The following is a 23,523-nucleotide window of genomic DNA, read 5'->3' as shown; positions in this document are numbered from 1 at the left end:
CGATTAAAATTTAAAGTTATAAGTAATAGATGGCACAATACCGAAAATGGCCGTTCTGGTAGCTTCATTAGCCCCTGTTTCTATATTCTGACCAAATGATATGGAAGCTGCATTTTTACGGTTGTACGCATTGTACAGCCCTAATACCCATTCTCCTTTTAATTTCGCATTCGGTTTTTTATTCGGTTTATAATTAACCGATAGGTCTAAACGATGATAAGCCGGTAATCGATCAGAATTTCTATTGGCATAGCTTGCCACTGAAATACCTTCATACTCATATTGACCATTTGGGTATGTAACCGGTCTACCTGTTTGAAAAACAAGATTGGTTCCAAAACTCCATTTGTCATTTAATTGATAGGAGCCAGAAATGGAAATATCGTGAGTTCTATCATACGGAGTATTATACCAATTGCCATCATTAATACCTAGTCCGCCAGCAGTACCACCAGGAGTTCTTTGTTCAGATTTAGAAAGGGTGTAAGCAATCCACCCTGTGAATTTACCTTCGTTCTTACGGAACAATAGCTCTAATCCGTATGCTCTAGATTCCCCAGTTAAAATTTCGGTTTCAATGGTATTTTGTCCAATAAGGTCTGAACCATCTATATAATCAATTCTATTATCGGTGTTCTTATAGTACACTTCAGCTTCCATAGAATAAGCTTTGTTCTTAAAATTACGGAAGTAGCCCAAAGCATATTGATTAGATAGTTGAGGGTCGATATATTGTCCGCTGGGTGCCCAAACATCTAAAGGCGTTGCGGAAGAAGTATTCGATAATAAATGAATGTATTGAGCCACTCTAGAGAAACCAGCTTTTAATGAAGAATTATCATCAATAGTATAGGCTAGTGAAGCTCTAGGTTCTAAATTTCCAAAAGATTTAATGGCATCTCCATTATCATAAACCGTCTCCCCTATTGCTGTACCGCGCTCATAGATACCTAAGTCTGAATTGTAGACTACTGGTTGGTTATTTTCATATTCCGTCATGGGTTGACCACCCAATCTTGTAAAGGCACTATAACGCAAACCGTATTGGGCCGTTAGTTTCTCTGTCAATTTATGTTCTGCATTTACGTAGAGGCCACTTTCAACAGCCTTTTTATTATCTAACAATAAAGGATTTACAGCCGAAGTTTCAGAAGTTGGTTTTATCTCGCCTGGATCAAACTGGTAATATATTCCGCTTGCGCCAAAATCTAGTTTAAATTTATCGCTGAAATAATATTTAAGATCATATTTAAGATTGTAATTGGTAATAGAAGAAACCCAGTCGAACTCTGCAAAAGTAAGACCTAACTTATAATCGTACTTACTATAAATAGCAGAAAGGTTGGAGAAAAGCTTGTCGTTAAAAATATGATTCCAACGCAGGTTTCCGGTAGAATTACCGTAAGAATTACTGAAAGTGTCCCCTAGCTCAAAAGAATCCCTTCCAAAATAACCAGAAAGAAAAAGCCTGTTATTTGCATTGATCTTATAATTGGTCTTTAGGTTTAAGTCATAGAAACCAACACTATTATCTTGCCCAGCCGCTTTTAATAATAGATTGGCATATGAACTTCTACCGGCAATTAAGAAAGATCCTTTTTCTTTAAATAAAGGAGCTTCTAAAGCCAATCGGCTAGAAATAATACCTATACCACCCGTGGCTGCAAACCGCTTACTGTTCCCATCCTTTTGACGTACATCTAAAACCGAAGAAACACGACCACCATATCTAGCAGGGATACCACCTTTATACAATTTTACATCCTTTATGGCATCAGCATTAAACACAGAGAAAAACCCGAACATATGCGATGTGTTGTAAATAATAGCCTCATCTAACAACACCAAGTTTTGATCCCCGGCACCGCCACGCACATGAAATCCGCCAGTGCCTTCACCATTGTTGGTAACACCCGGCAACATCTGTAAAGACTTTAGAATATCAACTTCCCCCAAAACCACTGGCATTTGCTTTACGGTTTCAATGTTCATTTTAAGAACACTCATTTCTGGTTTACGTAACACGGCAATCTCAGATTCTTCTGCCGTAACTTCCACTTCATCTAGCTGTGTAGATATTTCCGATATTTCAAAATTGAAGTTTTGGTTTCGATCAAGATTTACATCTTGTTTAATATCGGCATAACCCATATAAGTAATAAGTAAGCGATATTCCCCCTTTGGGGCTGTAATGGAATAGAAACCATATTCGTTGGTTACTACACCAATTGTTGTTCCCTCTAAAAACACCGATGCCCCAAAAAGGGTTTCTCCGTTTTCAATGTCAGAAATTTTACCACTTATGGTATAGTTTTCTTGAGCTAAAACCGGAGTGTAACTAAGTAATAAAATAATAATACTTGTGACGCTAAACCACCTTAAGCGCACTTTACGCTTTCCTTTTTTAATCATGTTGTTTGTTTAATTGATTGATGAATACCGCAATATGACTATATCCTTTTAAAAATGTTACACCAAAAATGAATATTTAAGAAAATACTAACATTGACAGACAAGAATTAAAATCCATATTGTTTTAAAAATTTGCACTGTTTTTTAATTAAAACGGTAAATTTCAGGTCTAACTTAAAACTCAGCTTACCAAATGAAAAACCTAAACAACATTGCGCTAGTTTTCTTTATATTTTTCAGCATATCCATTACTGCTCAAGAAACCGAATACGCTAATCTACTTCAAAATATAGATGCTAGACAAAAGACATCATTAAATGGAAAATGGGATATTATCGTAGATCCATTAGAAAACGGATTTTACAATCATAGACTACAAGAGTATGATAAAGGGTATTTTAAGAATGCAAAAATGCAATCTCCTTCTGACCTTATAGAATATAATTTCGATACCAGCCTTCAGTTAAATGTACCCGGTGATTGGAATACTCAAATGGACAAACTTTACTACTACGAAGGTACATTGTGGTACAAGAAAGATTTCAACTATACCCCTACTTCTAATCAAGAAAGCTTTTTATACTTTGAAGCTGTAAATTATGAGGCAATCGTTTATTTAAATGGTGAAAAGCTAGGCAAACATGTTGGCGGTTACACTCCGTTCCAATTCAATGTCACCGATAAACTTGTAGAAGGCAATAACTTTGTAGTTGTAAAAGTCGATAATAAACGTAAAAAAGAAAATGTACCAACAGTAAATCAAGATTGGTGGAATTATGGTGGTATTACAAGATCGGTTCACTTAATAAACGTACCAAAAACCCATATAGAAGATTACTCCGTTCAATTAGAGAAAGGAACAACCAATACAATCAGTGGATGGGTGACAGTAGCAAATGCTACAGATGGTGACGCCGTAAGCATTAAAATACCAGAGCTTAAGAAAACAGTAAAAGCTACAGTAAAAAATGGGAAAGCTTCTTTTACAATCAATGCTAAACCCAATTTATGGTCCCCAGATTCTCCTAAATTATATGAGGTTATTTTTCAAACAAGTACTGATAAAGTTATTGATCTTATTGGCTTTAGAACGGTAACCACAGATGGCTCTAAAATACTTATAAATGGAAAAGAAACTTTCCTTAAAGGTATTAGTATTCATGAAGAAGCAGCATTTAAAACAGGGCGTGTAGTTTCTGTTGAAGAATGTAAGGTACTATTGAATTGGGCAAAAGAATTAGGTTGTAATTTTCTACGATTAGCACATTACCCACATAGCGAGGCAATGGTGAAAGAAGCAGAGAAAATGGGCTTTTTAATATGGTCAGAAATTCCCGTGTATTGGACTATTGAGTTCGATAATGAAGATACCTATTCAAATGCCGAAAATCAATTGACCGAAATGATCTCTCGCGATAAAAATAGGGCTTCGGTAGTACTGTGGTCTATGGCAAATGAAACACCTGAAAGCGAGCCACGTTTATCATTTATCACCAATTTGGCAGAGAAAGCTCGTGAGCTGGATAATACAAGATTAATTACTGCTGCATTAGATACACAGGGTAAAGGCGATGATGGCAATTTAATAGAGGATCCACTAGGTAAAGTAGTTGATGTTATCGGTATTAATAATTATTGTGGTTGGTATTATGGGGATGTAGATTCATGTAGTAGTATTAAATGGGCAAGTGCTTACAACAAACCAATGATCATGAGTGAAATCGGTGGTGGGGCTTTATACGGTTTACATGGTGATAAAAATGAAAGATGGACAGAAGAATACCAAGATGAACTGTTTAAATCTAATATTGAAATGATGAAAAATATCGATTTTATGGCAGGTTTATCTCCTTGGATTTTGATGGATTTTCGTTCATCAAGACGTCCTTTACGTAGAATACAAGATGATTTCAATAGAAAAGGATTGATCTCTGAACAGGGCATGAAGAAGAAAGCCTTTTATACACTGCAAGAGTATTATCTTGATATGGATAAGAAATAAAAATATTGATATCATTGAATATAAAAGCGATTGATTACTACAGTGTAATCAATCGCTTTTATACTTTTAAAACTATAGTTATTCAGTATACGCTCCAGAAGAATACGTTAATTCATAACTGTGCGTGTATACTGTAAACAACTCAATCAAAACTAATTAGCATCATTACTACACAACAAAATTGAGAATTATGGGTTTTACTTAATAATTATCGGTTTTTGATTCAACTATTTATTGTTAAGGTTGTCAATCAAAAAAAAATGAAACCACTATTAATCAGCTTACTACTATTAATTCTCCAGTCCATTGTAAATAGTTGCGGACGACGAAAACTGATATAAGAAAAACGTACAATGAGTAGAAAAAAGAAACCTATCAGAGTATATTCTCAAGCAGTAATAGAAACACAACATGTGTTTACCGAAAACGACCAAGTTTTTATAAAAGACAACAACTCGTCGACATCAAGTAACAACGAAATGTGGTCACCAATACAGTTCAAATGGGTATCTATTGGTAGTGTTCAAGATTGTTTAGTTCTTGAATAAAACAAATACATAAGTATATTTGGGTCGTAGCATTGCTAGAATTATGAACTCAAAAATCATACAAATAACTTCCAAAGAAACATTACCGATTAGACATCAGGTAATGTGGCCAACTAAACCTTTAGATTACGTAAAGCTGAATAATGACAATGAAGGTCTACATTACGGACTATTTTTAGATAATACATTAATTTCAATAGTATCCTTATTTATTAAGGACGAAGAGGCTCAATTTAGAAAATTTGCTACATTAGAAAATTACCAAGGTAAAGGATATGGCAGTTTACTACTAAATGAAATTATACAAGTTGCTGGTAAGAAATCATTGAAAAGAATTTGGTGTAATGCCAGAACAAATAAAATGGATTATTATAAAAAATTTGGAATGGTAGTCACAGATAGCACCTTCAGAAAGGGAGGTTTAGATTATGTTATCATGGAACGGATATTTTGACACCTTATTTCTGAAAATTCCTGCTGGTTTATTATGGTATTGATAATAATGCTAGTTATAAACAATACCAACAAGTAATCCCACAGATTCATTTAAAAATTATCTTATTTTAGAACGAAATTTTCTTCTAGGTAATTATTTAAATAACAGTTATGCAGATGTTTACTAAGCTTATAAAATCTATATTAGTTGTATTAATCCTCAGTTCAAGTGTAACTGCCCAAGAAAATTCCAGCCAAATGAATTCTACTGAAAAAGAAGAAATTGCATTCTTGCTTTTCGACAACTATGAAACCCTAGATGTATTTGGACCTGCTGAAATATTTGGACGATTAACCGAATTATATACTTTAAAATTCTATTCACTTGAAGGTGGTATTGTGACCAATAGACATCAAGTCCCAATAATGACAGAAAAACTAGCAGATATCAATAAAAAGCCATTTGCCTTTTTAATTCCTGGTGGTTTAGGAACAAGAGTAGAAGTAAATAACGATAAGCTAATAACTTCTATTAAAGATATAAGCCTCTCGAGTACATATGTTATGACCGTCTGTACAGGAAGTGCCCTTTTAGCAAAGTCGGGACTTTTAGATAAAAGGCAGGCTACTTCAAACAAACGTGCATTTGCATGGGTCGTTACCAACGGACCAAAGGTGCAATGGGATAAAGAAGCTCGTTGGAAGGTAGACGAAAATTATTATACCTCTTCAGGTGTAAGTGCAGGTATGGATATGGCTTTAGGATTTTTAGCCGACCGACACGGTTTAGATTTTGCTAGAAATGTAGCTTGGGAAATAGAATACAACTGGATCGAAGATAAAGATAATGATACGTTTACTGCAGAATGATAAACTTCATCAAAAGCAGTTAACGTATCATTTGAACTTATAAAATCTATTTCTGCCTTTTCATTAATTCAGCTTCAATATCTTTAAGTGTAAAGCCTTTTGCCTGTAACAGCATTAAGTAGTGAAATAATAAATCTGCACTCTCGTACAAGAACAACTCATCATTATCATCCATTGCTTCAATAACAGTTTCCACAGCTTCCTCCCCTACTTTTTGGGCAATTTTATTTATTCCTTTTTTAAACAAAGAAGCTACATAAGATTTGCTATCGTCAGCAGTAGTTCTTCTTTCTTTAATAGTATCTTCTAACTCTGAAAAGAATCCGAATTGTGAATTGTTTTCTTCTTTCCAACAGGTATCTGTACCGGTATGACATGTAGGTCCTACAGGATTTACAGTAATTAAAAGAGAATCATCGTCACAGTCATTTTTAATAGAAACTAAATTCAAAAAGTTTCCGCTTTCTTCACCTTTAGTCCATAAACGCTGCTTAGAACGACTAAAAAATGTAACCTTACCACTATCAGTAGTTTTCTTCAAAGCTTCGGCATTCATATAGCCAAGCATCAATACATTCTTCGTACGTGCGTCTTGTATAATCGCAGGTACTAGACCGTCACTCATTTTCTTCCAATTAGGTGTATTAAACTCCATATTCTTTTTATTCAATTTCAATTCTATTAATCATATTTTTAAAAGGCGATAATCTTATCGTTAAACCAAACCTTCTACAGCGCTTAGGATAATATTTCGTTTAATAAGCTCACAAACCGTAAACTGATATAGCCAACTCAACACTAATCAAGAGCAAAATTTATTGCAGCAAAAGCATGTTCTTCTGTAGTATCAACAACCACAATGTCGCAATCTTCTTGCTTAATTAGCAAAGGTATTTCGGTACAACCTAAAATCACCCCTTCTGCCCCTTGAATTTCAGACTTTTTTATAATATCTAAATAATGTTGTTTAGAGTCTGTAGTAATTATACCTTTGGCTAACTCCGTGTAAATAATAGAATGAACTATCTCGCGGTCTTTTTCATCGGGAATCATTACTTCTATACCAAATTGGTTCTTTAAAATATCTTTATAGAAATCAAGCTCCATTGTATACTTAGTTCCAAGTAATAATACCTTCTTACAACCTTTTTGTTTCACAGCTTCGCCTGCAACCTCTGCAATATGCAAAAGAGGCACTGTAATTTTTTCTTTGATCGCAGGAACACTAAGGTGCATTGTATTAGCACAAATAAGAATGATATCTGCACCCGCATTTTCTAAACGAACGGCAATATCTGTCATTTGAGAATGTAAAGTATCCCAATCTCCACTTGCTTGTTTTGAAGATATCTCTGCAAAATTTACCGATTCAATAATACATTCACAAGAACTCTGATTGCCAAGTATTTTAGCAACTTTGGTATTTAATAATTGATAATACAATTGAGTAGACTGCCAGGTGATTCCTCCAATGAGACCTATTTTTTTCATTATATTTTTATTAAAAAGTTTGGTATACCAAATCCTTCGACTACGCTTAGGATAATACCTAGTTTAGCAATTCTAATTCGGTCACTAAGCGTACCCGAAGTGACATTTCGATTATCAAATCTGCCTACTGAAAACTGTTACTGCCAACTGTAAATTATAATCGAACAGGAATACCGTTATTCTTCAAGTCAGTCTTCAATTCTTGAATACCTATTTCCTTAAAGTGAAAAACACTAGCCGCCAAAGCTGCATCTGCTTTACCATCTATAAAGGTATCGGTAAAGTGTTGTTTATTACCTGCACCGCCAGAAGCAATTATAGGTATATTTAAATCCGTTGACAATTTTGCCAATGCTTCATTTGCGAATCCGTCTTTAGTGCCATCATTATCCATTGAGGTAAAGAGAATTTCTCCTGCACCTCGTTCTTCTACTTCTTTTGCCCATTCAAATAATTTTCTGTCGGTCGGTACTTTACCTCCAACCAAATGCACTATCCACTCTCCATCAATCTGTTTAGCATCTATAGCAACAACAATACATTGCGACCCAAATTTGGCAACCAAATCGTTAATCAACTGCGGATTCTTTACGGCAGATGAATTTATTGAAACCTTATCTGCTCCGTTATGCAACAAAATATCTACATCTTCAACAGAAGAAATTCCGCCACCAACAGTAAACGGAATATTAACTTTTTCTGCAACGCGATACACTAAATCTGCCAATGTCTTTCTTTTCTGTTCCGTTGCCGAAATATCTAAGAACACCAATTCATCGGCACCCTCGCGACTATAAATTTCAGCCAACTCAACAGGGTCACCTGCATCACGTAAGTCAACGAAATTGACACCTTTTACAGTTCTACCATCTTTGATATCTAAACAAGGTATTATTCTCTTAGCAAGCATATTTCTTAGTATTAAGTACTAATTACTCATTTTTAATATTCAAATCTACTCCGTCATAAAATCCCAAATCCTTTTCTTTAATCAGTTTCACATAAAAAGCAATTTGACCGATATGGTATGAATAATGTTCAACGGCATGCATAATAGCACCAACCCCCGAAAAAGACATTCCTTGTACAGATCTCACTTTTATCAACTTATCTGCTGTAGAATCAAATATGACACGTTTTACGGAATCTACCGTATCTTCCAACTTATGTAATAACTCTGCTTTTGTTAGACCTGAATTAACAGAAAACTCGGCATCTCTATTTCTATTATCATCGATCTCGCCTATAGAAGAAATTACATATTGTGTCATATTACCACACAGATGTAAAATAAGATTAGCTATACTGTTTAAAGAAGCATTAGGTTTCTGCCAAATTTCTTCTTCCGATATTTCAGAAAGACTTTTCTTGATCATACGTGTACTTTCATCCATACGGTACATCGCATTTTCAACAATTTCTTCAACTAAGCGTTCTTCTTTATCCATTACCTAAAATATATGTTTCTAATTGCTTTAAGCTTATTCTATTTTCATAAATAGCTTTACCGATAATGGTGCCTTCACAACCCATTTCTGCTAATTTAGGTAATTCATCAAAAGTTGATATTCCGCCACTGGCAATTAATTTTATTTGTAACACAGATTGGTCTTCAACTGCGCTCAGACTGACATCTGTTTGTGCAATTATCTTCTTGTATAAATCAAAAGACGGACCTTCTAACATACCATCCTTACTAATATCAGTGCAAATTACATATTGAATTCCTTTTTGTTGATATGATTGTATAAATGGAATCAATTCTTCCTTTGACTCTTCTAGCCAACCAGAAACAGCTACCTTTTCATCCATAGCATCTGCACCTAATATTATTTTATCAGCACCATGCTTTTCTATCCAACCAAGAAAAGTTTTAGGATCTTTTACTGCAATACTACCACCAGTAATTTGTTTAGCACCACTTTCAAAAGCGATACGTAAATCGTCATCAGTTTTTAATCCACCTCCAAAATCAATTTGTAAACCTGTTTGCGAGGCAATCTGCTCTAAAACTTTATGGTTGACGATATGTTTAGATTTTGCACCATCTAAATCCACCAAATGCAGATGCTTAATACCGTGTGCCTCAAATTCTTTAGCTACCTCTAACGGGTTCTCATTATATATTTTTTTGGTATCGTAGTCTCCCTTAGAAAGGCGGACACATTTACCATCAATGATATCTATAGCAGGAATAATTCTCATTCTTTAATCTAAAATTTGTTTATCAACAGACATCCACAATGGTGAATCTCCTATTTTATTAAATCCGAAACGCTCATATAACAAATGGGCATCTTTAGTTTTTAATGCTAATGTTTTAAGTTTTTTAATGGTAGTATCTTCTAACATCGCTTTCACTAAAATCTTACCATAACCCTTACCTTGAAATTTATCTAGAATAATCACATCCATAAAATATCCGAAATAAATATAATCGGTGACTACTCTGGCAAAGCCAATTTGTTCATTTTCAGGTGTATATATTCCAAAACAATACGAATTCTCAATAGTTAGCTTTACTTCATCTAAAGTTCGACCATTACCCCAGTAAGAATTAGCTATGAATTGTTGAATTTTTTCAAGTTTCAATAAACTTTTATCCTTTGAAATAAAATAATTTTGCTCCATTACATTTTTAAAAAATTTTCTAAAATCTTTTCTCCCACATCACTAGATTTCTCTGGGTGAAACTGAGTACCGTAAAAATTATCTTTTCTCAATGCAGCACTATAATCTAAACCATAAGTACATTCAGCAATTGTTTCAGAACACAATGGCGCATAAAAACTATGCACTAAATAAATATGCTCTTTTTCTTCAATACCATTAAATAATTCAGATTTCAAATTTGTAATCTGATTCCATCCTATCTGTGGAACTTTTACCGTATTATTAAATTTAACAACATCAACATCAAAAATTCCTAGTCCAGTAGTATTACCTTCCTCAGACGAATGACACATTAATTGCATACCTAAGCAAATACCTAAAACAGGTTGCGTTAAAGTCGGAATTAGTGTATCTAAACCGCTATCACGAAGTTTGTGCATGGCACTACTCGCCTCACCTACTCCTGGGAATATTACCTTATCGGCTTTTTTGATTTCCTCAACATCATTAGTCAAAACTGCATCATAGCCTAACCTTTTAATGGCGAACTTAATACTTTGAATATTTCCTGCCCCGTAATTTATTATTACAATTTTCATAAGCTCAGATACGAGGTTAGAAATTTAAAGTACGATTTATTATACCACAATTTCTATTTCTCATTTTACATATATTTTATTAACAAAGGTCAATTTGTTCTATTCCTTTCACCTTGTATTTATAACATTGTACTTTTTATAATACTCCTTTTGTACTAGGCAACACCATTTTTTCAACGTCTCTTTTAACAGACATTTTTATGCTCTTTGCAAAAGCCTTAAAAATAGCTTCAATCTTATGATGTTCATTGGTGCCTTCTGCTTTAATGTTTAGGTTTGCTTTTGCTCCGTCAGTGAATGATTTAAAGAAATGATGAAACATTTCTGTAGGCATATCACCCACCATTTCACGCTTAAAGTCTGCATCCCAGACTAACCAATTTCTGCCACCAAAATCTATTGCAGATTGCGCTAAACAATCATCCATAGGTAAACAGAAACCGTATCGTTCAATACCTAATTTATTTCCTAAGGCCATATGAAATACTTCACCAAGCGCAATACCTGTATCTTCTATAGTATGGTGTTCATCAACTTCTAGATCACCATCTACCTTTATAATTAGATCCATTTGCCCATGACGAGCCAATTGATCTAGCATATGGTCAAAAAATGCCAATCCGGTTTTAATATCACTTTTACCAGTACCATCTAGATTCAGTTTTATGGCAATATCAGTTTCATTAGTTTTTCTATGAATTTCAGCCGTTCTGTCATTCAATTTCAAGAACTCATAAATCTTCTCCCAATCATTGCTTTCAATAGCAATATGGCTATCTAGTTCATCACGTTTTACCGTAATTTCATCCGTACCCAAGTTGGTCTCATCATTTATGAAAATACCTTTAGAGCCTAAGTTCTTAGCCAATTCCATATCGGTTAATCTATCACCTATTACATAAGAATTTTCTAAATCATATTCATCAGAAAAATAGTCGGTCAGTAAACCAGTACCAGGTTTTCTAGTATCAGCATTTTCATGTGGAAAAGTTCTATCTAAAAACACCTTATCAAAAATGACGCCTTCATTTTCAAAAGACTTTAATATGAAATTATGCACCGGCCAAAAGGTGTTTTCAGGAAAAACATCTGTTCCCAATCCGTCTTGGTTGGTAATCATCACCAACTCATAATCAAGTTCTTTGGCAATTTTACCAAGAAAAGTGAATGACTTTGGATAGAATATCATTTTCTCAAATGCATCTATTTGCTCATCTACGGTTTCTTTGATTATGGTTCCATCACGATCAATAAATAGTACTCTTTTTTTCATTGCTTTTTCATATAATAGTAAATAACCTCGGGACAAGTCCGCGAGGCATTGAATTGAAAACAAAATTAATACTTCGACGCAAGCGTCGGAGCATTTAAATCTCGATTATCGAGTAAATACTAAGACAATTTAGAATCATCTTTAGGACCTTCAATTGCTGTTTGTTCTTTAGATCCAAAAAAGAATTTCTTTGCTCCTGCAAATAACGCTACTCCGCCTATTGCTATAAACTTCCAAAATTTAAGTATTAAAGCAAAGAATCCGGCTTTAGCCAATATTTTACCAGCGATTAAACCCCCTATTCCGTAAGCAGCAACATCATCAAAATCAGGATCAAATTCAGAATACTTGTAACCTGTATTAAACGATACACTTCCTAAAATTGGATCTAAGTTATTCTCAACATCTTCAAGCGTGTCCATGTCACCAATAACATTTAGGTTCATGTAGCCCTTACGACCTAAAACTCTAATATTGTAATTTAAAGTACTGGTTTCCTCTTCTTCGAAAAGTAATTCTTTTGCCCAGTATAATTTCTTGTTTTCTGAATCATAATAAGGCTTTGTTGCCCAACCTATCAAATCTACAGTCGGGTATCCCATACTAGATCTTTGCGGATTTGCTTCTTTAACATCATCTTGCATTTCACTTAACAAGTCATCATAATCCATGTCTTGTGCATCGTCATCCTCAATATATCCATCTTCTGAATACGATATTTCAATAGCGTAAGTTGTTTCTACTGGAGTTTCATCTTCTTTAAGCAAAAGCCCCATAACAGACTCATCTCTTGGGTTTCCCCAAATATCAGAAAGTACACGCTGCGCTTGTTCACTGTCTAAAAACTTATAACCTTCTGGCACCATTATTTTGGCAACATCACCATTAAGCATAGACCTATCATAAATATAGGTAAAGGTATTTTCTAGGCTATCAGAATACATTTTATAACTGATCAACGCCTCTGTTTCTTCATCACTTAGATTAAGACTGTCGGCTATAAATTCTAGTCTTTCAATATCTTGAGCACGAGCTATACTAACAGTAACTAATAATGTAATAAAATAAATGAACTTGCTTTTCATTGGTTTTGGTTTAAAGGTTATATCATTTTTAACGCCTCAGCAAGTGTTTTATTCTCTACAGCACTACCTACAGTAAAACGGAGGGTATTCTCACATAATGGTTGTGTAGTACGATTTCTAACTACAACCCCTTTAGCTAATAATTGTTTATACCTAAACGTAGCATCATCAACTTTTGCCAAAATAAAGTTTGCATCTGTAGGATAAATTTTTTCTACAAATGAAACTGTTTTTAAAGCCTCTTCTAATTTTGTCCTTTCAGCTAAAATTTCATTTACCTCGTTCTTAACAGAATTTAAATCTAACACACGAGTAGTTGCTTTCTCTTGTGTTAACTGATTCACATTATATGGAGGTTTAATTTTGTTCACCACCGCAATAATTTCCGCTGATGCAATACAAATACCTAAACGTATACCTGCCATACCATATGCCTTTGATAAGGTCTGAGTAATAATTAGATTCGGAAACTCTGCAAGTTTTGATGTCCAGCTTTCTTCAGATGAAAAATCTATATATGCTTCATCGATAACTACAAGTCCATTAAAAGAATTTAAAAGTTCATCAATACTATATGTTGAAAAACTATTTCCCGTAGGATTGTTGGGAGAGCAAATGAACAACAGTTTCGTATGCTCATTAATTGCCTTTTTGATTTCAGAAACATTAGGCTGAAAATCATTAGTCAATAATACCTCTCTATTTTCTACTAGATTAATCCCTGAAAGCACCTTATACATTCCGTATGTAGGTGGAAGCGTTATTATATTATCTTGTTTAGGCTCACAGAAAGCCCTGAACAATAAATCTAAAACTTCATCGCTACCATTACCTAAAAGAATATTTTCTTCCTTTATACCCTTCTGTTCAGCCAATGTAGCTTTCAAGCCTCTCTGTTGAGGATCAGGATACCGATTGACTCCGTTTTCAAACGGATTCTCATTTGCATCTAAGAAAACCATCGTCGAACCATCGGATACATATTCGTCCCGTGCAGAAGAATACGGACTCAAGCCCTTTACGTTTTCTCTTGTTATATTATCTAAATTGAAACTCATCAGTTCAATATGGTGTTGGTCATTGAGCTTAGCTGAAATGACATTATTTTAAACTATTTAATCTTAATGTTACTGCATTTTTATGTGCTTCTAAACCTTCTGCTTCTGCCATCAGTTCAATAGCATTACCAATTGTTTGAATACCATCTTTTGTGATTTTCTGAAAAGTCATACTCTTCATAAAACTATCAAGGTTTACACCACTGTATTGCTTAGCATATCCATTTGTTGGTAAAGTATGATTCGTGCCAGAAGCATAATCACCGGCACTCTCAGGAGTATAATTACCAATAAAAACAGAACCCGCATTCAGCGTATTATCGATATAGAAATCTTCATTTTCTACACAAACAATATAGTGCTCTGGTCCGTATTCATTTATTAAATCAATAGCATCTTGATCATTATCAACGTAAATCAATTTACTATTTGCAATTGCTTGTCTGGCGATTTCTTTACGCGGTAAATCTTCTAATTGAAGCGCAACCTCTTTCTCCACTGCATCAATCATTTCTTTAGAAGTAGAAACCAAAATCACTTGACTATCGACCCCATGTTCTGCCTGACTCAATAAATCGGAAGCCACAAAAGCCGCATTTGCAGTATTATCGGCAACAACCAATAATTCAGAAGGACCTGCAGGCATATCTATAGCAACACCGTGCTTTGTTGCAATTTGCTTTGCTACGGTTACATATTGATTTCCTGGTCCGAAAACTTTATACACTTGCGGTATGGTTTCAGTGCCAAAAGTCATCCCAGCAATTGCCTGAATTCCCCCTACTTTTACAATTTTTGTTACCCCGCATAAATCCGCTGTATACAAAATAGCAGGATTCAATTTCCCTTCCTTATCCGGAGGAGAACATAATACTATCTCATCACAACCTGCAATAGTAGCCGGTACTGCCAACATTAAGATGGTTGAAAATAAAGGAGCGGTTCCACCAGGTATATATAACCCCACTTTCTGAATCGGTCTTTTTTCTTGCCAACAAGAAACTCCCGGTGCAGTTTCTACTTCTGTACGACCCGTTTTTTGAGCGGCATGAAATATTTCAATATTCGACTTAGCCAATTGAATGGCTGCTTTAAGTTCATCTGACACCATGGAAATTGATTCATTAATCTCTTCCTTAGAAACTAATAATTCATCTAAAACTACCTTATCAAATTTTTCCGTATATTTTTTAAGCGTTACATCACCGTTATCGGAAACTTCTTTAAAAATACCGTTCACCAAACCTTCAATATCTGCCACAGTTTGTGTAGGACGCTGCAGTATAGCCCTCCAATCTTCTCTTTTGGGATTATATATCTTGTTCATCTAGTTGATATTTTTTTGGAAGTGATAAGCCACTTTTTCATACCCTTGTTTTTCCCAAAACTTATGTCCTTCCACATTTCCTAAATAACAATTTAATTCTGCTGCCTCACAACCTATCGATTCGGCATATTTAAATATCCAATCAGACAGTTTTTTTCCAATTCCTTTACCCTGATATTCAGGTAGTATACAAACATTATCAGGTTCAATATGTTTACCTATATAATATTTGGTCAACACCCATATTCCCGATATACCAATGAGCTTACCGCCGTCATACACACCAATACATTGATAATTTTGAGCGATCATCTCATTAAGACGTTCTTTTAGAGTAACCTTTCCAATCTTAGGATTCAACAGCTCTAAAAAGGGAATAATGCCTTCTAAATTTTCTGTTTCTATAAAATCAATTGTATACATTTTTACAAAACCATTTTCTCTATTGGACAAACAAGAATGCCTTCTGCGCCAGCTTTTTTCAATTCGTCTATGACTTCCCAGAATTTATCTTTTTTGATTACCGTATGTACAGAACTCCAACCTTCATCTGCCAAAGGCAATACTGTCGGACTTCTCATACCTGGTAATAATTTTAATATACCGTCTAACTTATCATTGGGGGCATTCAATAAAACATATTTAGAACCTCTAGCTCTTAGAACAGATTGAATTCTAAACTGTAACTTTTCAAGAAGTTCTTTTCTCTCTTCATTTATTTTTGGAGAAACTGCTAGCACAGCTTCACTTGTCAACATTACTTCAACCTCTTTCAGGTTATTTTTAAATAATGTACTACCACTAGAAACGATATCACAAATAGCATCTGCCAGTCCAATATTAGGTGCAATTTCAACAGAACCACTAATGATGTGCAAATCAGCTTTCACACCTTTATCTTTCAAGTAGTTCAATACTGTATTTGGGTAAGATGTTGCAATACGCTTACCTTCAAAATCTTTAACTGAATTGTACTTAACTGACTTTGGTACCGCCAAGGATACTTTGCATTTAGAAAAGCCTAGTTTTTCGGCAATTGAAATATCTTCTCCTTTTTCGATTAATACGTTTTCACCAATGATAGCAATATCTACCACTCCATCTCTTAAGTATTGAGGTATATCTCCATTTCTTAAATAAAACACTTCCATTGGGAAGTTTCTTGAAGAAGCTTTAAGCTGATCTTTACCATTATCAATGGAAATTCCGCAGTCTTTTAAAATTTGAAGGGACTCCTCATTGAGTCTTCCCGATTTTTGAATAGCAATTCTAATTTTAGTCATTTTCTTTATTTAATGCTTGGCAACCAAAAGAGATTTAAATACAAAACCCGTTTGATTGCTCAAACGGGTTTTTAAAATATGTTGTTCTACTACAATACATTCCTACCTCGCCTAAGCGTGAATATGGAAATGATGATGTGTAGTTCTATTTTTCATTATACTGTAAAAGTAAAAGGTATTTTTCATTTCACAAAACAAAAGTTTAAAATGAAACAAAAATAAATAAGTCCGTGTTTTAGTTATTCCCTAAAATTAAAGGTAATCCTGAGTCTCCACCACCAACTACAATTACTTTAGAGTTAGGTGATTCTGACAATTTTAATGTCGCATCGATACCTTTATCTTGAAGAATTTTATCTGTTAACGAAGCACTTAAAATTCTGTTCGCATCTGCTTTACCTTGTGCTTCAATAGTTACTTTTTCAGCTTCTTTCTTAGCGGTAACCAAACGAAACTCATATTCTAATGACTCTTGCTCTTGCTTTAATTTTCTTTCAATTGCATCTTTAATAGTCGGTGGCAAGGTAACATCTCTTACCAAAATCTCGTTCAATTGAATATATTGACCTGAAACTATTTTTTGAGTCTCATCAAATATTTCTTGCTGAATGGCATCTCTTTTACTTGAATACAATTGCTCTGGTGTATAACGACCAACTACTGAACGTGCCGCAGAACGTATGGTTGGTAAAAGAACTCTAGAAATATAGTCTTCACCTTTTTCTTGATGTAGTTTTCCTAAATCATTTCTAATTGGCTCGAACCAAGCAGATGCTTCCAATTTTATATCAAGACCATTACTAGAAAGTACATTCATTTTTTCAAGAACCTCTTGTTGACGTACTTCATAAACGGTAACCCTATTCCAAGGTGCTACTAAATGAAAACCTTCACCCATAGGTGGCTCATCAGTCACTACACCCCCACCAAAAGTTTTATACAAAACCCCTGCTTGACCAGAGTCTATTGTAACTGTTGATTTTGAAATTGCAATAATTACTACAATAAAAATAAATATTGCGGGTAACGCAATCTTTGGTAACTTATCCATTAATGTTTATTTAAATTAATCCGTTATATTTTCTGATAAACCATTCTGCTGCAAAGGCAAATACTATAATTGCCAAAAGCATTCTGAAATCAATCAAAGATACGATATTTTCAGTGCTTTTCTCGGTTGGCACATAAGCATCATTTTCTTTCAAATCTGCGAGTAGTTCTTCAATTTGAGAAGGATAAAATTGTTTTCCACCAGAGTTAATAGCCAGCTTTTCTAACTTTACATTATCGCTTGATACAAATTGATTCTCCATATCAAACTCAGAAATTACAAAATTACCAGTTTCAGTTTTTGACTCATTCGCTACAGAAACTACAAATTCATATGACCCAGCGATTAAATTAGATAGGTCTGCTTCGAAATATCCATTTTTTAAAACCATTGGGTTCGTTTGGACCTTTTTAGTATCTGTATTCGTTACTTTAATTTTCACTTTGGCATTTGGATCAAATAAAAATGCTTCATCAAAATATGTCGCCGTGATTACGGTATTACTACTACCCTCGTACACCTTTTCATAATCAACATTCAATCTCGACTTGTTCTTTGAACTAGTGAGATATCTAATTAGATTACCTATAAACTCATCGAAATTGACAAATTCATTTGTATTCCTAAAAGTCTGTACTCTCCATTTCCAAAGGTTCTCCCCCATTAATAGTGCAATTTTCTGAGAATTATTCTCCATTACCGACAACAATGGTTGCTGAATATTCAGACCTTTTATTTGAGTGCCCAATAAAGATTCGTAGGGCGAAGTAATAAGTATTGGTCCAGCATCACTAACTAAAGGCGGAAAATCTGTTATATCAAAATTTGAAATATCATATTTTGTAAAAGCATTATTCAATAAACCGAACACCTCTTGCGGCGGATAACCATTCTCTATTTCAAAAGGTACATTGGCGTTATTCAAAAATGAGTAATCTGTTTGAGTACCGGTTATAATAAAGGTATTCGCGTTTTTACTCTTAGCGTATTCAAAAGAATTCTTGAATCTAGCTGTAGGCTGATAAAAAATAAACAAGTCTATATCTTCTAAAATACTATTTGCTACATTAGATTTTAAAATTGAAATTTCTCGTTGCTCATTACTTTCAATAGCCTTTTTAAGCGCACCCAAGTCCGGATGCAGAATATCTGAAATTAAAGCAATCTTAGTTTTCTCATCGATTACTTCGATACTCGTAGTTCTTCGATTATTCTTAATATTACGTTCTTCTGCCAGCTGTGAAACTTCAACAACCAAATTTTTAATTCCCACTGAATTCGCCTCTACCTCAATAGAAATGGGTTTGTAATTATTCTGAGAATTTAATTTTACAATCTCTTTATGAACAACTTTTGAATTCATTTTAATAGCTACCGTAGCTGAAACAGCACTGTTACCTTGATAAGATACAAAGGTTTCTAACGGAAACTTATTCTTTAAAAAGGCGTATTTGTTGGTTTGAATAGTCCCAACCGAAATGTCTTTGTACTTAGTTGTGTCGCCTAAAACAACCGTGTAAATACTATTATTTTGATCGGATTTAAAATAGCTGTAATCTTGCCCAATAGTTTGATTTCCATCAGACAATAGAATAGTAACTGTCTGTTCACGTGCGTACACTTCTTTTAAAGCAGATAGCGATTTGTAGATATTGGTGTTTTTCTCTTGAAAAGAAAGACTATCAAAAATTTGTAGGTCAGCCCCAAAACTATAATCGGCAATTTTAAATCTATCTGCAATATCTTTTGATGACTTTATTTCAGATAATATTTCATTTAGTTGTGCTGCACTCTCAGTAATAGATGTAGAATTATCAGCCAATATCACCAGATTAGGCTTCTCTAAAGTGTATGATTTTTGAGAGAACTGCGGATTGATGAGTAAAAGCAATAACCCGAAAATAGCTATAAAACGCAAAAAGGCTAAAAGCCAATGAATTTTGCTTTTAGCCTTCTGCTTATATATATATTGAAAAGCAACGATACCCAATGCTACAATAGCAGCAAGAATAATATACAATACCGTTATGCTTTCCATGTATAAACTAAAGTTATTCTTAAAAAGGAATCAAAAAAAATAACATTCCTCCTGAGTTTGTTTTTGACTTAGGTTAACATACCACCATCAACATTCAATACTTGACCAGTAACGTAACCAGACAAATCTGATGCAAAGAAAAGACAAGCATTTGCTATATCTTCAGTAGAACCACCACGTTTTAGAGGTATCCCATCTCTCCAACCTTGAACGGTTTTCTCATCTAACTTATCGGTCATCTCAGTTTCAATAAAACCAGGGGCGATAGCGTTACATCTAATATTTCTAGAACCTAATTCAAGAGCCACAGACTTTGTGAAGCCAATCATACCGGCTTTAGAAGCAGCATAATTTGTTTGACCAGCGTTACCTTTTACCCCAACAACACTACTCATGTTGATGATAGAACCACTACGTTGCTTTAATAAGGTTCTTTGTACTGCTTTCGTCATATTAAAAACAGATTTTAAATTGATATCGATAACTGCATCAAAATCAGCTTCTGACATACGCATAAGAAGATTATCTTTTGTGATACCAGCGTTATTGATCAATACGTCAATTCTTCCACCAAAATCTTCTAAAACCTTAGCTACTAATTCTTCAGCTTCTTTAAAACTAGCCGCATTACTTTTGTATGCCTTGGCATTAACGCCTTTAGCTTTCAATTCTTTCTCCAATTCTAAAGCCGGAGCTTCACTAGAGCTATAAGTAAATGCAACATTTGCACCGTGATCGGCAAAAACCTTGGCAATACCCATACCAATTCCTCTACTTGCTCCTGTAATGATGACGTTTTTATCTTGTAATAATTTCATAAGTCCGTTATTTAAAACCGAAGTTTACCAAATATACCTTTTGTTTAATTTATAGGCTAAAAAAAATCCCGCTATAAACGGGATTTTATATGAAAAATATGAGTTCTTAACCCATTACCTCTTTTACTTTTAAGCCGATTTCAGCAGGAGAATCCACAACGTGAATTCCACATTCTCTCATAATACGTTTTTTAGCTTGAGCAGTATCATCGCTACCACCAACAATTGCGCCAGCATGGCCCATTGTTCTACCAGCAGGTGCAGTTTCACCAGCAATAAAACCAACAACTGGTTTTTTACTTCCACTTGCTTTATACCACTGAGCAGCATCTGCTTCTAACTGACCACCAATTTCACCGATCATAACCACACATTTAGTTTCTGGGTCATTGATCAAAAGCTCAACAGCTTCTTTAGTAGTTGTTCCTATAATTGGATCACCACCAATACCGATTGCAGTTGTAATACCTAAACCTTGACGTACTACTTGATCAGCAGCTTCATAAGTTAATGTACCTGATTTAGATACGATACCAACATTACCCTCTTTGAAAACAAAACCTGGCATAATACCAACTTTAGCCTCACCCGGAGTAATAACACCAGGACAGTTAGGGCCGATTAAACGACAATCTCTATTTTTAATATAGTTGGCAACCTTAACCATATCGGCAACAGGAATACCTTCTGTAATTGTAATAATAACTTTAATACCTGCTTCTGCAGCTTCCATAATGGCATCTGCAGCAAAAGCTGGTGGAACAAATATGATAGTAGTATCTGCACCTACTTTCTCAACAGCTTCAGAAACCGTGTTAAAAACAGGCTTACCTAAATGTTCTTGTCCTCCTTTACCAGGAGTTACACCACCTACGATATTAGTACCGTACTCAATCATCTGTCCGGCATGGAAAGTACCTTCACTACCAGTGAAACCTTGTACGATTATTTTGGAATCCTTATTTACTAATACGCTCATACTACTGTAGTTTTATTTTTGATTAGAACAAAAATATAAGTTGTTAATGACTTTTATAGCATTTACACCCTTATTTCTTATCCATTTTTTTAATTATTTCTGGAATCTTCTTGATATATGCCAATTGTTTCAACTTTTCACGTGATTCTTCGATAGGAGTCCCGAAATAACTCTTACCACCTTTCACTGATTTTGTAACTCCGGTTTGACCCATTATTACTGCTTTTGCACCAATTGTTATTCCGCTATTGGTTCCTACTTGTCCCCAAATCGTGACTTCATCTTCTATAATAACACAACCAGCGATACCAGTTTGAGAAGCAATTAAACACTTCTCACCAATTACGGTATCATGACCAACATGAACTTGATTATCTAGTTTGGTACCAAATCCAATGGTAGTATCTCCAGTGACACCTCTATCAATTGTACAAAGTGCTCCAATATCTACATTATCTTTCAAAACAACTCTTCCGCCAGATATAAGTTTATCAAAACCTTCAGGTCGTTTTTTATAATAAAATGCATCAGCACCTAAAACACTACCAGCGTGTATGGTAACATTATTACCTACAATACAATTATCATAAATAGTAACGTTTGAGTGAATAAGGCAATTATCACCTATCTCTACATTATTACCTATAAATGTATTGGGTTGAATAACGGTGTCTTTTCCAATCTTCGCTGTAGCAGCAATTGTCTGACTGCTTGATACAAAGGGTTGAAAGAATGTTGTTAGTTTATTAAAATCTCTAAATGGATCATCTGAAATCAACAATGCTTTGCCTTTAGGGCATTCTACATTTTTATTAATTAAAATAACTGTAGCCTTAGACTGCAGTGCTTTATCATAATATTTTGGGTGATCTACAAAAACAATATCTCCGTTTTCTACCACATGAATTTCATTCATGCCTAGAACAGGAAAATCATCATGCCCAACATATTCGCTAGATATAATATCTGCAATCTGTTTTAATGAAAAAGTAGTCAGAAATTTCAATTAATTCGCTTAATTCTAATTAATTAATATATACTATTCTTTTACACGTTCCATATAAGAACCTGAAGAAGTATCTATCTTAACTTTATCACCTTCGTTAATGAATAACGGAACATTGACCTCTGCCCCTGTCTCAACTGTAGCAGGCTTAGTAGCATTAGTAGCTGTATTTCCTTTAACACCAGGCTCAGTATATGTTATCTCTAAAACTACACTTGCAGGCATTTCTACAGATAAAGGCAAACTATCTTCTGTATTGAACATGATTTTCACTACTTCACCTTCTTTTAATAAACCAGGAGCGTCTAAAGAACTCTCTTGCAAGGTAATTTGGTTATAATCATCAGTATTCATAAAGTGATACGTATCTCCTTCAGGATACAAATACTGATAAGAACGAGTTTCTACACGAACATCATCAATTTTATGACCTGCTGAGAAAGTATTATCCAATACTTTACCAGAAGTAACACTTCTTAGTTTAGTACGCACAAAAGCAGGACCTTTACCCGGTTTTACGTGTAAAAATTCAATAATCTTATAGATATCGTTATTATATCTTATGCATAGTCCTTTTCGTATATCTGATGTAGATGCCATTCGTAGTATTTATTAATGTTGTTAACTTAAGTTTA

Annotated in this window: 24 protein-coding genes; 4 read left to right on the top strand and 20 right to left on the bottom strand. The window is 34.3% G+C overall.

Annotated elements, in window-relative coordinates; translation table 11 throughout:
• Nucleotides 1-3 precede the first annotated feature (3 nt).
• A complete protein-coding gene (locus Q0871_RS00715) occupies nt 4-2,412 on the bottom strand; it encodes a TonB-dependent receptor (RefSeq protein ID WP_299317045.1) in 2,409 nt (802 codons plus the stop codon).
• A gap of 193 nt (nt 2,413-2,605) precedes the next feature.
• Between Q0871_RS00715 and Q0871_RS00710 the strand changes: the two genes are divergently transcribed.
• From Q0871_RS00710 to Q0871_RS00695, 4 genes are all read left to right on the top strand, one after another.
• Nucleotides 2,606-4,414: a glycoside hydrolase family 2 protein gene (locus Q0871_RS00710; RefSeq protein WP_299317044.1), complete on the top strand. Its 1,809-nt coding sequence runs from the start codon at nt 2,606-2,608 to the stop codon at nt 4,412-4,414.
• 353 nt (nt 4,415-4,767) lie between these two features.
• Nucleotides 4,768-4,962, top strand: a complete 195-nt coding sequence (locus Q0871_RS00705) for a hypothetical protein (protein ID WP_299317043.1) — start codon at nt 4,768-4,770, stop codon at nt 4,960-4,962.
• A 43-nt stretch (nt 4,963-5,005) separates the two neighbouring features.
• Nucleotides 5,006-5,416 (top strand): GNAT family N-acetyltransferase, encoded by a 411-nt coding sequence (locus tag Q0871_RS00700; protein ID WP_299317042.1) that lies wholly within the window; start codon nt 5,006-5,008, stop codon nt 5,414-5,416.
• A gap of 239 nt (nt 5,417-5,655) precedes the next feature.
• Nucleotides 5,656-6,267, top strand: a complete 612-nt coding sequence (locus Q0871_RS00695; protein ID WP_299317041.1) for a DJ-1/PfpI family protein — start codon at nt 5,656-5,658, stop codon at nt 6,265-6,267.
• A gap of 46 nt (nt 6,268-6,313) precedes the next feature.
• Here Q0871_RS00695 and hisIE read toward each other — a convergent pair whose 3' ends face one another.
• The 19 genes from hisIE to efp form a co-directional block, all read right to left on the bottom strand.
• Entirely contained in the window at nt 6,314-6,922 is a 609-nt protein-coding gene (hisIE, locus tag Q0871_RS00690) for a bifunctional phosphoribosyl-AMP cyclohydrolase/phosphoribosyl-ATP diphosphatase HisIE (protein WP_299317934.1), read from the bottom strand.
• A 143-nt stretch (nt 6,923-7,065) separates the two neighbouring features.
• Nucleotides 7,066-7,758, bottom strand: a complete 693-nt coding sequence (locus Q0871_RS00685) for an aspartate/glutamate racemase family protein (protein ID WP_299317040.1) — start codon at nt 7,756-7,758, stop codon at nt 7,066-7,068.
• A 154-nt stretch (nt 7,759-7,912) separates the two neighbouring features.
• Complete coding sequence (gene hisF / locus Q0871_RS00680) at nt 7,913-8,668, bottom strand: imidazole glycerol phosphate synthase subunit HisF (RefSeq protein WP_299317039.1); 756 nt, start codon at nt 8,666-8,668, stop codon at nt 7,913-7,915.
• A 22-nt stretch (nt 8,669-8,690) separates the two neighbouring features.
• Nucleotides 8,691-9,206, bottom strand: coding sequence for a DinB family protein (locus Q0871_RS00675; protein ID WP_299317038.1), 516 nt, complete (start codon nt 9,204-9,206; stop codon nt 8,691-8,693).
• Complete coding sequence (gene hisA, locus Q0871_RS00670) at nt 9,199-9,963, bottom strand: 1-(5-phosphoribosyl)-5-[(5-phosphoribosylamino)methylideneamino]imidazole-4-carboxamide isomerase (protein ID WP_299317037.1); 765 nt, start codon at nt 9,961-9,963, stop codon at nt 9,199-9,201. The genes Q0871_RS00675 and hisA overlap by 8 nt, the downstream gene beginning before the upstream one ends.
• Before the next feature lie 3 nt (nt 9,964-9,966).
• Entirely contained in the window at nt 9,967-10,389 is a 423-nt protein-coding gene (locus tag Q0871_RS00665) for a GNAT family N-acetyltransferase (protein WP_299317036.1), read from the bottom strand.
• Nucleotides 10,389-10,970: an imidazole glycerol phosphate synthase subunit HisH gene (gene hisH / locus Q0871_RS00660; RefSeq protein WP_299317035.1), complete on the bottom strand. Its 582-nt coding sequence runs from the start codon at nt 10,968-10,970 to the stop codon at nt 10,389-10,391. The genes Q0871_RS00665 and hisH overlap by 1 nt, the downstream gene beginning before the upstream one ends.
• A 136-nt stretch (nt 10,971-11,106) precedes the next feature.
• Nucleotides 11,107-12,243 (bottom strand): bifunctional histidinol-phosphatase/imidazoleglycerol-phosphate dehydratase HisB, encoded by a 1,137-nt coding sequence (gene hisB, locus Q0871_RS00655; protein ID WP_299317034.1) that lies wholly within the window; start codon nt 12,241-12,243, stop codon nt 11,107-11,109.
• 119 nt (nt 12,244-12,362) lie between these two features.
• Entirely contained in the window at nt 12,363-13,328 is a 966-nt protein-coding gene (locus Q0871_RS00650; RefSeq protein WP_299317033.1) for a DUF2167 domain-containing protein, read from the bottom strand.
• Nucleotides 13,329-13,345: 17 nt separating this feature from the next.
• The gene (gene hisC, locus Q0871_RS00645; protein ID WP_299317032.1) at nt 13,346-14,386 is read right to left on the bottom strand and encodes a histidinol-phosphate transaminase; all 1,041 of its coding nucleotides are present in this window, start codon (nt 14,384-14,386) and stop codon (nt 13,346-13,348) included.
• 43 nt (nt 14,387-14,429) lie between these two features.
• A complete protein-coding gene (gene hisD, locus Q0871_RS00640; RefSeq protein WP_299317031.1) occupies nt 14,430-15,713 on the bottom strand; it encodes a histidinol dehydrogenase in 1,284 nt (427 codons plus the stop codon).
• A complete protein-coding gene (locus Q0871_RS00635; protein WP_299317030.1) occupies nt 15,714-16,166 on the bottom strand; it encodes a GNAT family N-acetyltransferase in 453 nt (150 codons plus the stop codon).
• Nucleotides 16,139-16,996 carry an ATP phosphoribosyltransferase gene (hisG, locus tag Q0871_RS00630; protein WP_299317029.1) on the bottom strand — a complete coding sequence of 286 codons (858 nt, stop codon included), beginning with the start codon at nt 16,994-16,996 and terminating at the stop codon, nt 16,139-16,141. Before hisG ends, Q0871_RS00635 begins: the two co-directional genes overlap by 28 nt.
• A 235-nt stretch (nt 16,997-17,231) precedes the next feature.
• Nucleotides 17,232-18,047 carry a prohibitin family protein gene (locus Q0871_RS00625; RefSeq protein ID WP_133671014.1) on the bottom strand — a complete coding sequence of 272 codons (816 nt, stop codon included), beginning with the start codon at nt 18,045-18,047 and terminating at the stop codon, nt 17,232-17,234.
• 10 nt (nt 18,048-18,057) lie between these two features.
• Nucleotides 18,058-20,085, bottom strand: a complete 2,028-nt coding sequence (locus Q0871_RS00620; RefSeq protein WP_299317028.1) for a VWA domain-containing protein — start codon at nt 20,083-20,085, stop codon at nt 18,058-18,060.
• 68 nt (nt 20,086-20,153) lie between these two features.
• Nucleotides 20,154-20,903: a 3-oxoacyl-[acyl-carrier-protein] reductase gene (gene fabG / locus Q0871_RS00615; RefSeq protein WP_299317027.1), complete on the bottom strand. Its 750-nt coding sequence runs from the start codon at nt 20,901-20,903 to the stop codon at nt 20,154-20,156.
• Between the two features lie 106 nt (nt 20,904-21,009).
• Entirely contained in the window at nt 21,010-21,882 is an 873-nt protein-coding gene (sucD, locus tag Q0871_RS00610; protein ID WP_133671017.1) for a succinate--CoA ligase subunit alpha, read from the bottom strand.
• 70 nt (nt 21,883-21,952) lie between these two features.
• Nucleotides 21,953-22,888: a UDP-3-O-(3-hydroxymyristoyl)glucosamine N-acyltransferase gene (locus Q0871_RS00605; protein ID WP_299317023.1), complete on the bottom strand. Its 936-nt coding sequence runs from the start codon at nt 22,886-22,888 to the stop codon at nt 21,953-21,955.
• Nucleotides 22,889-22,921: 33 nt separating this feature from the next.
• Nucleotides 22,922-23,488, bottom strand: a complete 567-nt coding sequence (gene efp / locus Q0871_RS00600) for an elongation factor P (RefSeq protein WP_299317021.1) — start codon at nt 23,486-23,488, stop codon at nt 22,922-22,924.
• Between the last annotated feature and the right edge of the window lie 35 nt (nt 23,489-23,523).

It is taken from the genome of uncultured Maribacter sp., from assembly GCF_947500985.1.
In the GTDB taxonomy this organism is placed as follows: domain Bacteria; phylum Bacteroidota; class Bacteroidia; order Flavobacteriales; family Flavobacteriaceae; genus Maribacter.
The sequence above is the reverse complement of the archived record's forward strand: the minus strand, read 5'-3'. Positions and strand labels throughout refer to the sequence as shown.